This window comes from Methylobacterium sp. BE186 (genome assembly GCF_031457035.1).
Taxonomy (GTDB): Bacteria; Pseudomonadota; Alphaproteobacteria; order Rhizobiales; family Beijerinckiaceae; genus Methylobacterium; species Methylobacterium segetis.
On record NZ_JAVDVV010000019.1, the window covers coordinates 30,532 to 43,742 of the forward strand.

The 13,211-nt window shown below is 69.4% G+C and carries 7 protein-coding genes; 5 read left to right on the plus strand and 2 right to left on the minus strand.

Going from position 1 to position 13,211, the window contains the following annotated elements:
* Positions 1 to 353 precede the first annotated feature (353 nt).
* The 4 genes from J2X36_RS18325 (at position 354) to J2X36_RS18340 (ending at position 10,941) form a co-directional block, all read left to right on the plus strand.
* Positions 354 to 7,376 (plus strand): peroxidase family protein, encoded by a 7,023-nt coding sequence (locus tag J2X36_RS18325; protein ID WP_310352398.1) that lies wholly within the window; start codon positions 354 to 356, stop codon positions 7,374 to 7,376.
* Positions 7,377 to 7,588: 212 nt separating this feature from the next.
* Positions 7,589 to 7,804, plus strand: coding sequence for a DUF3311 domain-containing protein (locus J2X36_RS18330; protein ID WP_132254956.1), 216 nt, complete (start codon positions 7,589 to 7,591; stop codon positions 7,802 to 7,804).
* Complete coding sequence (locus tag J2X36_RS18335; protein WP_310352401.1) at positions 7,801 to 9,249, plus strand: sodium:solute symporter; 1,449 nt, start codon at positions 7,801 to 7,803, stop codon at positions 9,247 to 9,249. Before J2X36_RS18330 ends, J2X36_RS18335 begins: the two co-directional genes overlap by 4 nt.
* 216 nt (positions 9,250 to 9,465) lie before the next feature.
* Positions 9,466 to 10,941 (plus strand): protein adenylyltransferase SelO family protein, encoded by a 1,476-nt coding sequence (locus tag J2X36_RS18340; RefSeq protein ID WP_310352403.1) that lies wholly within the window; start codon positions 9,466 to 9,468, stop codon positions 10,939 to 10,941.
* On the opposite strand, the gene J2X36_RS18345 is transcribed toward J2X36_RS18340, so the two are convergent.
* On the minus strand, positions 10,905 to 11,126 hold the full coding sequence (locus J2X36_RS18345) for a hypothetical protein (protein WP_310352405.1): 222 nt from the start codon (positions 11,124 to 11,126) through the stop codon (positions 10,905 to 10,907). The genes J2X36_RS18340 and J2X36_RS18345 overlap by 37 nt on opposite strands.
* A gap of 630 nt (positions 11,127 to 11,756) precedes the next feature.
* On the opposite strand from J2X36_RS18345, the gene J2X36_RS18350 reads away from it, so the two are divergent.
* On the plus strand, positions 11,757 to 12,872 hold the full coding sequence (locus tag J2X36_RS18350) for a glycosyltransferase (RefSeq protein WP_132254952.1): 1,116 nt from the start codon (positions 11,757 to 11,759) through the stop codon (positions 12,870 to 12,872).
* Between the two features lie 25 nt (positions 12,873 to 12,897).
* Here J2X36_RS18350 and J2X36_RS18355 read toward each other — a convergent pair whose 3' ends face one another.
* Positions 12,898 to 13,197 carry a hypothetical protein gene (locus J2X36_RS18355; protein WP_245516609.1) on the minus strand — a complete coding sequence of 100 codons (300 nt, stop codon included), beginning with the start codon at positions 13,195 to 13,197 and terminating at the stop codon, positions 12,898 to 12,900.
* Positions 13,198 to 13,211: the final 14 nt, after the last annotated feature.

The window sequence follows — 13,211 nt, forward strand, 5'->3', positions numbered from 1 at the left end:
CCGCTGTTCCTGCCAGCCTCAACCCGAGCCCCTGCCCTGCTCCACGACGGCCCCATGCCCCTCCCGCACGAGGGCGCATAGCAGGCCTTGAGCATTCGACGTTCCGGCAGGCCAGATAATCCAGAAAAATGTTAGAAAATCTCGTACTAACTCCACGATCTAGTTATTAATAGAGTTGTCGTCTTAAGTACAATTTGTGTCTGTTCGGCAGGTTAAAAGTTCTTTAACAGCATCATCAGGCCGAAACACCGGCGAATTCTGTCCGTCAGCTGTCACGTCAGCGAGACATGCGTGCAACCCGCGCGCGTGCCCTGCCCTGTCGTGCCGCCCGGACATCCTTCTGGGAGGCTGTTATGGTTGCTCTGGTCAGGCACGACCTCGAATTCATCCTGCGGCAGATCAAGATCGCCGAGGCGAATTCGGAGGCGCATTCCGGCACGCAGGCGAAGGCGCTCACGCAGATCTACGTGGACGCGAACGGCAACGTCGTCGCCTCGACGGCGCCCGAAGCCGCTCTCGCCATCAGCCACCCGCTCGCGCCCTACGGCCTGCGCACGGTCGACGGCAGCTACAACAACCTGATCGCGGGCCGCGACCAGTGGGGCGCGGCCGACAACCCGTTCCCGCGGATCACCGATCCCTACTGGCGCAACGAGACCGACGACAGCCTCACCTTCGGGCCCGGCGCCGTCCTCACCGACGGCAATTACGGCGAGATGGGCCTGCCCTCGCCCCCCACCCGCGGCCTCGGCGGCGGCACCCTGGTCGACGCCGATCCTCGCATCATCTCGAACCTCATCGTCGACCAGACGCTGAACAACCCGGCCGCCATCTACGCGGCGCTGATCCATTCGGGCTACTCGGGCGCCGCCCTCAATACGGCGCTCACCGCGATCGTCGCGGCGAAGGCGGCCCTCGACGGGGCAAACGCGGAGGCCACCTCGGCGGGTCAGCCGATTTCCGCCCTTCAGGCGACGCTCGCGACCGCGCAGCAGGCCAACGACGCCACCCAGTCCGCCCTCACCGCGGCTCAGGCGGTTGCCGGCGCGGACAAGGCGGCCCACGACGCCGCGCTTCTCGTCGTCACTGCGGCCGAACAGGCAGTGATCGCGGCGAGCAGAGCGGTCGAGGAGCTGCGCAACGACGCCATCGACGATGCGGATCAGTCCGCGGAGATCCAGGCCGCCTTGGACGCCGTCTCCACGGCGCGATCGGACCGCGACGCGGCGCTCGCTACGGCCGCCCCGCTCGGAACCGCGGCCGCCACCTCCGCGGGGCTTGCCGCGGACGCGGCGGCGCTCGCCTCACAGACCGCCGGAAGCCTCCTGGCGGCCCAGCAGGCCCTTGCACAGGCGCAGGAGGCCCGCGACACGGCCAAGGAGGAGGCCGACGCCGCGGAGGCCGCGCTCGCGGATCTGCTGGCGGACCACGCCATCACGATGGAGGGCCAGTCCGTCGTCATCCCGAACGTCTCGCCGGACGAGGGCCTGTCAGCCCCCTACAACAGCTGGTTCACGCTGTTCGGCCAGTTCTTCGATCACGGCCTTGACCTCGTGACCAAGGGCGGCAACGGCACGATCTACATCCCGCTGCAGCCCGACGACCCGCTCTACAAGCCCGGCTCGCCCACGAACTTCATGGTCCTCACCCGCGCGCCGGAGGGGGCCGAGAACCTGACGACGCCCTGGGTCGACCAGAACCAGACCTACACGTCGAGCGCCTCGCACCAGCTCTTCCTGCGCGAGTACGCCATGGTCGACGGCAAGCCGCTGGCCACCGGCAAGCTGCTGCAGGGCGAACGCGGCCTCGCCACCTGGGCGGACGTGAAGGAGCAGGCTCGCACCATGCTCGGCATCGAGCTCACCGACGCCGACATCGGGAACATCCCGCTCTTCAAGATGGACGCCTACGGCGAGTTCGTGCGCGGCGCCAACGGCCTGCCGCAGATCGTGCGCAGCCTCGGCTCCGACGGGAAGTTCGGCGGCGGCGACGACGCCTTCGAGGAGGGCAACCTCACCACCCCGATCTCGACCGCAGGCTCGGTCCGGACCGGCCACGCCTTCCTCGACGACATCGCGCACGCCGCCGTGCCGGTGCTCTCGCTGGCCGGTGTGCTCCAGAAGGACGCCGACAGCGCGGTCGGCTACGCGGGCGGCTTCGACACCCGCGGCAACCAGACCTCCTACGACGACGAGCTCCTCGACGCCCACTACATCACGGGCGACGGGCGCGGGAACGAGAATATCGGCCTCTCGGCCGTCCACCACGTGTTCCACTCGGAACACAACCACATGGTCGAGCAGGTCAAGACGCTGGCGCTCGCCTCGGGCGACCTCGCCTTCCTCAACGAGTGGCTGCGGGTCGACCTGCCGACGGGGAGCGCCTTCCCGACCTCCCAGGGCGCCATCGACGCCCTGCAATGGGACGGCGAGCGCCTGTTCCAGGCGGCGCGCTTCACCACCGAGATGCAGTACCAGCACCTCGTGTTCGAGGAGTTCGCCCGCAAGGTCCAGCCCGACGTCGACGCCTTCGTGTTCAACCCGTCGATCGACATCAACCCGGCGATCTTCGCCGAGTTCGCCCACGTCGTGTACCGGTTCGGCCACTCGATGCTGCGCGAGACCGTCGATCAGATCGACGTCAACGGCGTCAAGGATCCGATGAAGCTGTTCGACGCCTTCCTGAACCCGTTGGCGTTCGGCTCGGACACGATCGACCACGAGGTCGCGGCCGGCGCCATCGTGCGCGGCATGACGAGCCAGATCGGCAACGAGATCGACGAGTTCGTCACCCACGTGCTGCGCAACCAGCTCGTCGGCATCCCCCTGGACCTCGCCGCCCTCAACCTCGCCCGCGGCCGCGACACCGGCATCCCGCCGCTCAACATCGCCCGCGCGCAATTCCGGGACGCCGCAAACGGCGACAGCCAGCTCGACCCCTACACGAGCTGGACCGACTTCGCGCTGAATCTCAAGAACCCGGCCTCGATCGTGAACTTCATCGCGGCCTACGGCACGCACGGCTCGATCACCGGCCGGGTGGCGAACACGGCGACCGCGGACCCGAACGACACCCGCGAGAAGACGGCCGAGGAGAAGCGCGACGCGGCCATGAAGCTCGTCTTCGGCGACGAGACGCTGACAGGCCCTGCGAAAGTGGCGTTCGATGCCGATCGTGCCGCCTTCCTCAACGCGCGTGGTGAGTATGCCGGCGGCAAGCTCGGCGGCCTCAACGACGTCGACCTCTGGGTCGGCGGCATGGCCGAGAAGAAGATGGCCTTCGGCGGCATGCTGGGCTCGACCTTCTCGTTCATCTTCGAGCTGCAGCTCGAGAACCTCCAGAACGCGGACCGGTTCTACTATCTGTCCCGCGTCCAGGGCCTGAACTTCCTCAACGAGCTGGAGAACAACTCCTTCGCCAAGATCGTGCTCAACAACACCGATCTCGGCGAGACCGGCTACGCGCTGCCCGGCGACATCTTCTCGACGCCGGACCACACGCTCTACATGGATCACGCCAAGCAGAACCGGTTCGGCTACGCCGACCCGCAGCAGGACGATCCCTTCCTCCAGGCGCTCTCGCCGATGGTCGAGCGCCGCGACGCGGCGGGCAACCTGATCAACCCGGTCGACAACCCGACCGCCGTCGCGAGCTACATCCGCGTCAACACGAACGACCACGTCCTGATCCAGGGCACGGACGGCAACGACACGATCATCGCCGGCGGCGGCGACGACTCGGTCTGGGGCGGCAAGGGCAACGACCGGATCGAGGCGGGCTACGGCGTCGACAAGATCCACGGCGGCGAGGGTGACGACATCATCACCAACAGCGGCACCGACATCGGCGAAGTGGACATGTTCCACGGCGAGGAGGGCAACGACGTCATCCACGCCGGCTCGGGTCTGGCCCTCGTCTTCGGCAACCAGGGCCAGGACTTCATCATCACCGGCCCGGACGGCAAGGAGGCCTTCGGCGGCACCGGCAACGACTTCATCCTCGGCGGCGAGGGCGGGGACTTCCTGCTCGGCAACGAGGGCGACGACTGGCTCGAGGCGGGCAACGGCTTCGACACCACGGCCGGCGACAACTCGGAGCTGTTCTTCAACTCCAGCATCATCGGCCACGACGTGATGTTCGCGGGCGAGAACGAGCACGATTTCGACGCCGAGTCCGGCGACGACATCATGGTCCAGGGCGAGTCCGTCATGCGCAACGAGGGCATGTGGGGCTTCGACTGGGCGATCCACAAGTTCCACAATCAGGGCGCCGACGACGACCTGATGCGGCCGATCTTCACCACCGACCAGCAGGACATCCTGCGCGACCGCTTCGACACCGTGGAGGCGCTCTCGGGGTGGGACCAGAACGATCTCCTGAAGGGCGACAACCGCGGCGATCCGGACCCGGCCGCCGAGCCGGAGGTCGGGGAGAACCCGAACCTCGCGGCGGCCGAGAACACCATGGTCAAGCACGAGCTGACCCAGGCGGGCGTCGACCGGATCGCGGGCCTGCGCGGCGTCCTCGGCGACTGGGTGAGCGCGCCGGCGGCGGGCGATCGCGAGGCGCAGATCGCCTTCGACGACGGCAACATCCTGCTCGGCGGCGGCGGCAGCGACACGATCGAGGGCCGCGGCGGCAACGACGTCATCGACGGCGACCGCTGGCTCAACGTCCGCATCCTCATCGAGAAGGACGGGACGCGCTACACCGCCGACGGCATGGCCAGGAAGGTCTACCTGGAGAGCGACGTCGTGCAGGGCGTCGTCCGGGCCGGCGCGGTCGCGCAGTTCGGCGGCACCACCCTCGACGCGCTGATGCTGAGCCGCACCCTCAACCCGGGCCAGCTCTCGATCGTGCGCGAGGTGGTCAGGGACGACGGAGTCGGCGACACCGACATCGCGGTCTACGGCGACGTCGTGGCCAATTACAGCTTCGGCCGCAACGCCGACGGCTCGATCCGGGTCACGCACGACACCGTGACGGTGGGCCTCGTCTCGGACGGCATCGACAAGCTCTGGAACATCGAGCGGCTGCGCTTCGCCGACGGAGAGTTCAGCCTGCGGGAACTCGTCAACTTCCCGGCCACCGGCGCTCCCGTGATCATCGACCCGACCCCGACGAACGGCCTTGTCTCGCCGACCGAGGGGCAGCCGCTGAGCGTCAGCACGGCGGGGATCCAGGACGAGAACGGCCTCGGCGCCTTCTCCTATCGCTGGGAGCGCTCCGCCGACGGCGGCGCCACCTGGATCGCCATCACCGGCGCGGGCGCGGCCGGCTCCACCTTCACGCCGAACGAGGGCGTCCTCGGCTTCGGCAGCCAGGTCGGCAACATCCTGCGCGTCGGCGTCACCTTCACGGACGGCGACGGCCACTCGGAGACGCTGTTCTCGGCACCCACGGGTGTGGTCGGCGACGATTGGACCGGACTGCCCCTCGTGCTCACCACGTTCAACGGAACGGCCGGTGATGACGTCGCCAATGGAGCGAATGCCGCCCTGTTCAGCAACGACACGCTGAACGGTTTCGGCGGCAACGACCTCCTGAACGGACGGGCAGGCAACGACACCCTCAACGGCGGTGCGGGCGACGACCGTCTCGACGGCGGGGCCGGCACCGACGTGGCGGTCTATGGCGGCAGCGCGCGCAATTTCAGCTTCGGGCTCGGCGCTCCGGGGCAGCTCACGGTCAGGGACCTGACGGGAGCGGAGGGCCTCGACACGCTCTCCACGATCGAGCAGTTGCGCTTCGCCGGGGTCACCTACGCGCTCGTCAACGGCGGCGATACCGGCGTCACGCCCGGCGGCGGGGCGGGGGCCGACATCATCCTCGGTCACGGCGGGGCCGACACCCTCAACGGGAACGCCGGCAACGACGTCCTCGTGGGCGGGACCGGCAACGACACGGTCAACGGTAACGCGGGCAGCGACCTCCTCCTCTGGCGGGTCGGCGACGGCCGCGATGTCCTGAACGGCGACACGACCGCCCAGAACGGCGCCGGCACCGACACCGTCCACATCGCCGGCGACGCCTCGGCCGAGACCTTCCGCATCTACGCGCGGCCGGCGGCCCTGGCCGCCGGGATCACCGGCCTCAACGCCAACACGGAGATCGTGATCACCCGCAACGGCACGGACAACGCCGCGATCATCGCCGAACTCGACAACATCGAGGAGATCGTCATCAACGGTTTCGGCGGCGGCGACACCTTCATCCCGATCGGCACATTCGCCGGCACCAGCCTGCTCGCGAGCACGATCACCCTGGAGGGCAGCACCGACGACGACGTGGTCGACATCTCCGGCCTCACCTCATCGCACCGGATCGTCTTCCGCTCGAACGGCGGCGACGACACCCTCATCGGCACCCTGCGCCCGCAGGACGTGATCGAGCTGGCGCCGGGCCTCGCGCCGGACGCCTGCGAGATCGAGGAGAACGGGAACGGCACCGTCACGGTGTCGGGTGGCGGCCACAGCGTCACCTACTCCAGCGCCGGCCGGCCGATCGTCCGCGGCGAGACCGAGCATGAGCATGAACACGAGCACGAGCACGAGCACGAGCATGAACACGAGTCGGAGGGGCGGGAGGACGAGCACCCGACCCTGATCCACCACCGCGAGCATTTCGGCAGCGTGACCCACGATCCGCACAGCGCCGCGGGCGAGGTCTACGCCCTCTACGACGCCGTGTTCGACCGGGCCTGCGACGCGAGCGGACAGCAATACTGGACCGAGGCCCGCGGCTCCGGCCTCTCGCTCCGCGACCTCGCCGACGCCCTGCTCCGGTCCGAGGAGGGCCGGGGGCATTTCGGGGAGGGCGACGACCGCGGCTTCGTGGAGGATCTCTACCGCACGGCGCTGGGCCGGGAGGGCGAGGAGAGCGGCGTCACGAGTTGGCTGCAGGCTCTCGGGAACGGGATGTCGCGGGCCGAGGCGGTCCTCGGCTTCGCCTTCTCGGAGGAGAACCTCGCCGACCTGCAGCCGGCCTACGCCCACGGCGTGTTCACGGCGGACCGGGACGCGGGCGACGCGGCGCGGCTCTACTACGGTCTCCTCGACCGGGCGCCGGACGCAGGGGGGCTTGAGGCCTGGACGGGGATGATGAAGGGCGGCCTATCCGACACGGATGCGGCGCAGTGCTTCCTCGACTCCGCGGAGTACACGGGCAAGTACGCGAACCTCTCCGACTCGGATTACGTCGAGCGCCTCTACAAGAACGCGCTCGGCCGCCACGCGGAGGACGAGGGCCTCGACTATTGGACGGGGTCCCTGGCGGCGGGCGCCTCGCGCGCCTCGGTCGCGGTGGGCATCACCCTGAGCCCGGAGGCCCAGCGCTGCCTCGCCCTGCAGATCGAGGAGGGCTGGCAGCTCGTCTGAGCCCGCCCCTCGCCCAAAGTGCCGGCCGCGGTCCCCCGGGACCGCGGCCTCTTCGTTCGCGCCTTCCCGCCCGGCCGAAGCCGGCCCGCGGCCTGCCCCTGCCCGCTGAACGTCCGATGCCGCAGACGCAGCCGGTTTACGGCGGTCCTTCCCGCGGCCATGCTCGCGCCGGCCGGCCGGAAGCCGGCAGGCAAGCTCGGAGACGTTCGCGGATGAGATGGGTCAGATGGCTGGCACTCCTGCCCTTCCTCGGCATGCTCGGCGGGCCCTTCTTCCTCAACCGCGTCACGCCCCTCGTTCTCGGCCTGCCCCTGCTGCTGGCCTGGCTCGTCTTCTGCGTGCTGATGACCTCGGTCATCATGGGCCTGATCTACCTCTGCGATCCTGAGAACCGCGCGGACGGGACGGGCGAGGGAGCCGGCGAATGAGCGTCGCCCTCCTCATCATCGCCTGCGCCTTCGCGGGCGTTCTGGCGCTCGGCATCCGGGCCCGCTCGGGCCGCGAGATGAGCCTGGAGCAATGGACCGTGGGCGGGCGCGGCTTCGGCACGATGCTCGTCTTCCTGCTGATGGCGGGCGAGATCTACACCACCTTCACCTTCCTCGGCGGCTCGGGCTGGGCCTACGGGAAGGGGGGGCCGGCCTACTACATTCTCTGCTACCTGACGCTCCTCTACGTCGTCTCCTACTGGCTGCTGCCGCCGATCTGGCGCTACGCCAAGGAGCACCGGCTGTTCTCGCAGCCCGATTTCTTCGCCGCGAAGTATCAGAGCCGCGGCCTCGGCCTCGTGGTGGCCCTCGTCGGGATCGTCGCCCTCGTCCCCTACCTCGTCCTGCAGCTGAAAGGGCTCGGCATCATCGTCTCGACCGCCTCCTACGGGGCGGTCTCGCCGACGCTGGCGATCCTGATCGGGGCGGCGGCGGTGACGGTCTACGTCACGGTCTCCGGCGTCCACGGCTCGGCCTGGACCGCGGTCATCAAGGACCTGATGATCCTGTTCGTGGTCGCCTTCCTCGGCATCTACCTGCCGCTGCACTATTACGGCGGCTACGGTGCGATGTTCGAGGCGATCGAGGCGGCCAAGCCCGGCTTCCTCGCCCTGCCCGAGCGCGGGCAGTCGCCGACCTGGTTCGCCTCGACCACCCTGCTCACGGCGCTCGGCGGCTACATGTGGCCGCACGTCTTCGTCTCGATCTACACGGCGGGCGATCCCCGCTCCTTCCGGCGCAACGCCGTGCTGCTGCCGGTCTACCAGCTCATCCTGCTGTTCGTGCTGATGGTGGGCTTCGCGGCCGTGCTGCAGGTGCCGGGGCTTGCGGGCGCCGACGTCGACCTCGCCCTGTTCAAGCTGGCGCTGCAGAGCTTCCCGCCCTGGTTCGTCGGCGTGATCGGCGCCACCGGGGTGCTCACCGCGCTCGTGCCGGGCTCGATGATCCTGATGTCGGGGGGCACGCTCGTCGCCAACAACCTCGTCCGGCCCCTGCGCCCCGGCCTCTCCGAGGCCGGAACCGCGCGGCTCGCCAAGCTCTCGGTGCCGCTCATCGCCCTCGTCAGCGTGGGCGTGACGCTGCATGGCGGCGAGACGATCGTGCAGCTCCTGCTGATGGGCTACAATTTCGTGACGCAGCTCCTGCCCGCGCTGGTCGCGAGCCTGATGCGGGACAACCCCCTCACCGCGCGAGGGGCGCTCGCCGGCATCCTCGTCGGGGTCGCCGCGGTGGCGGCGACGAGCCTCGGCGGCCTGACGCTGGCCGGCCTGTTCCCCTTCCTGCCGGGGCCGGTGCAGGACATCAACGTCGGCTTCGTGGCGCTCGCCCTCAACCTCGCCGCGGCAGTGATCGTCAGCCGCCTCGACAGGCCACGGCGCGGGTGAGACAATCGGAGATCCTGTCCGCCCGGGCCGAGCGCGGGCGCCAACCACCGGGGAGCGCGGGATGTCGCCGGAACTTCGCGAGTCGCGCGCGGCGCTGATCCTTCTCGCCGTCGCCGTCTTCTCCGTCCTCGTGTTCGGGGCGGTCACCCTGATCAGCCAGATCGGCGGTTGAGGCCGCCCGTGAAACGGAGGGCGCCCGGCCGGCATTGAGGGAGCATGCGCCCGCGCGCGCCCGACGATCCGAGAGCCGCATTGCCCGAGACCGCGCCCCGCCCCTCCCGCCGCCACGCGGAGCTGGGACCCGCCTTCTACGACGTCGTCGAGCCCGCCCGCTTCCCGCAGGCGATCCTGCGCTACCGCAACCGGCCCTGGGCGGAACGGGTCGGCCTCGGCTCCCTCACGGACGCGGACTGGACCCGGCATTTCGGCCGCTTCGAACCCCTGCCCGGCAGCTTCCCCGAGCCCCTGGCCCTGCGCTACCACGGCCACCAGTTCCGGTCCTACAACCCGGACCTCGGGGACGGGCGCGGCTTCCTGTTCGCGCAGCTCCACGACCTGGTGGACGGGCGCCTCCTCGATCTCGGCACCAAGGGCAGCGGCCAGACCCCGTGGTCGCGGGGGGCGGACGGGCGCCTGACCCTGAAGGGCGGCGTGCGCGAGGTGCTCGCCACCGCAATGCTGGAGGCTCTCGGCGTCGAGACCTCGAAATCCTTCAGCCTGATCGAGACCGGCGAGGCGCTGGAACGGGGCGACGAGCCCTCCCCCACGCGATCGAGCGTGCTCGTGCGGCTGAGCCACTCCCATATCCGGATCGGCAGCTTCCAGCGCTTCCTGGCACTCGGCGAGCCCGACACCCTCGCCCGCCTCCTCGACCACACGATCACCACCTACATGCCGGAGATCTGGAAGGATGCCCTTCCCGACCGGGCCGTCGCCTTCCTCGAGGCGGTGAGCCGGCGCGTCGCCTGCATGGGCGCGCAATGGATGGCGGCGGGGTTCGTGCACGGCGTGCTCAACACCGACAACATCAACGTCACCGGCGAGAGCTTCGATTACGGCCCCTGGCGCTTCCTGCCGCATTTCGACCCCGACTTCACGGCGGCCTATTTCGACACGAACGGCCTCTACAGCTTCGGGCGCCAGCCCGAGGCCCTGTTCTGGAACCTGAGCCGGCTCGCCGACTGCCTGCTGCCGCTCGCCGAGCAGCCGCGGCTGGAGGCCGTCCTGAAAGGCTTCGGGCCGCACCTGCAGGATGCCTTCGCGACGGCGCTCTTCGCCCGCTTCGGCCTCGCCCCGGCGCCCGAGGAGCCGACCCACCGCTTCGTCGGCGCCTTCTGGCGCTTCCTCGCCGAGAGCGGGGCGCCGTTCGAGCGCGTCTTCTTCGACTGGTACGGCGGACGGGCGAGCGAGGATCGCGCGCAAGCGAGCCCGGTCGCGGCCCTCTACCGGGCCGAGAGCTTCGCGCCCGTGCGCGCCGCCCTGGAAGCCCTCGAGGCCGCCTCGCCGGGCCGCCTCGCCCATCCGTATTTCGCGGGCCAAGCACCCTGCACCCTGCTCATCGACGAGGTCGAGGCGATCTGGGCACCGATCGCCGATCGGGACGATTGGTCGGCCTTCGCGGACAAGCTCGCCGCAATCGCCGGCATGGCGGATGCCTACGGCACGGGATTGGAGGGTCCGGGACCCGGGTAGGGGTTCGCGGACGGCTCCCCCGCGCCGCACGGGCCGCAGATCTCACCGCCCTCCCCGACCCGCTCGCGCTCGGCCTCGCGCCCCCGCGCGATGCCGGCGTCGATGGCCCGCCGCGCGAGCCGCAGGCCGAGCCAGAACAGGAGCGCGCAGACGGCAATCGCCGCGAGGATCTTGGTGGCGTGCATCGGGCGGATCCTGGATCGTTCTCCATGATCTGCGGATCATGGGAAAGGCTTCACATTCTTGAGGCAGCGCGTCGTCCTCACGCGAGCCGGAAACACTCCGCTCGAGCATGCCCGAGCCGGCGAGGCCCGGCGCCCGGTATCTCGCCTGCAGCCCCGGCGGGATACCGGACCGGATGCCCCGGTGGATGCTGGCCGTAGATCAGAATCGATCCCGTTCATCAGCGAGCAGGCCGGAATTTCTTCAGCGCCCTTTTGCGTTGTTTGCCGGCAACACCGGGAAGGGTGCTGAGATCCCGTCATCGAAATCAGTGTTCGGAACGAATCGGATGTGGCAAGGCTCCGAAATCGAAAATCTTTCCGGGCCGAATACGTGCCGAAGCAGCCTTTTCCATTGACCCGCACGGGCAGCGTGACTGCGCGGTCAGCAGGGGGTCTGCCGCGTCGGACGGGCCGAGCTCGGGCGCCATCGGCGAGGCACGCCTGACCGGCACCCTCCGTGCCATGCTCCCAGAGCCCCGCCCCGCCTCCGAGCGCCCCAGACCCGGCCGCTTCCGAACCGATCGAAAAGCCGAAAATCAGACCGCACGATAAGAATGAGGCGCCGCAGACAGGCGCGCCAGGGGGGAGCGCATGTTGAATTTCCGAACGCTTCAGTATCCGTTTCTCTTCAGCATTCCCATCCTGAGCCAGGCAAGCGGCCTGCGCGGCCTGTTCGCGCGCAGCCCCCGGACCTTCTCACCCACCACGCCGATCATGGGGCATGTCCTCGATCTCGATCCGCCGATCTTCTGCTGCCAGCCGCAGCCGTGGCCCTTCGGAGCCGCGCATCACTTCGCGAGCCGCTATCCGGATGAGCCCTTCGTCTTCCTGACGCCGATCACGATGAGCCTTGAGCGGCCGACCTTCGCCCTCTCCCTGGCGTTCCAGCACCGCCGCTTCCGGCAAGCCCATCCCCGCTCCCGCCTGATCGTCATGGCCAACACGCCGGCGGAGGAGCGGCTCCTGCATCGGCTCGGTGTCGACGTGCACTTGGCTCCTCAGAACATGTTCGTCGACGAGAGCATGTACCATCCGCTTCCCGGCCACGAACGATCCTATGACGCGATCTACAATGCCCAGCTCGCTCCCATGAAGCGGCACGAGCTGGCGCGCCTCGTCCCGAGCTGCGCCTATGTGACGAAGATGTTCGGCCGCTGGTCCCCGCAACTCAGACGGGCCCAACTCGGCCGGTTCGTCCGCTCGCTGCCGCAGCGTCACGTCATCCTCAACGAGGTCACGCCGGACAACGTCTTGCCGATGAACCATGTGCAGGTGAACGAGGCGATGGCGTCGGCCCATGTCGGCCTGTGCCTGTCGAAGGTCGAAGGCGCCATGTACGCGAGCATCGAGTACCTGCTGGCGGGTCTGCCGGTCGTGTCGACCCGCAGCACCGGCGGGCGGGATGCCTTCTTCCACCCGGACACCACCCTGGTGGTCGACGATGATCCCCGATCCGTCCAGGACGGGGTCGCCGCGATGAAGGCGCGCGCCCTGCCCCCGGACTTCGTGCGCGCCACGACGTTGCGGCTCGTGGCTGCCGAGCGGGAACGCTTCAACACGTTCATCGACGGGTTGCGCGGGCGGGAGGCGCGGCGGACCGACGAGCGGTGGTCGTTCGCCTATCACCACAAGCTCAGCCGCTTCGGGCTCCTGTCGGAATTCGAGAGCGAGCTGGGACGCCGCGCCCGCCGATCGCCGGAGCCGTGAGCGCGTCAGGCCTGTCGGGGCCTCGTCAGGCGCCCGGCCCCACCGGGGGCAGACCCTGCTCCGGGGTCGGCACGACGCCGAGGCCGGAGGGATCGTCCGGCGCCGTGGCGCCGAGACGGCGCAGCAGCGCCTCGTAGGTCTGGGCCGCAGGCGAGCCCGCTTGGCGCTCGTTGGTGCGGTCGAGGAGTTCGCGCAGATCCGCCGCGAGCCGGGAGCGAGCCTCGCCCCCGCCGGGGCTCGCCTCGAACAGGTGGCCGAGGGCGAGCTCGAAGGCGCCGACGAGCACCCGCAGCCGCTCGACCTCGTCCCGAATGCCTGGATCCACGCGCGCCTCCCTCT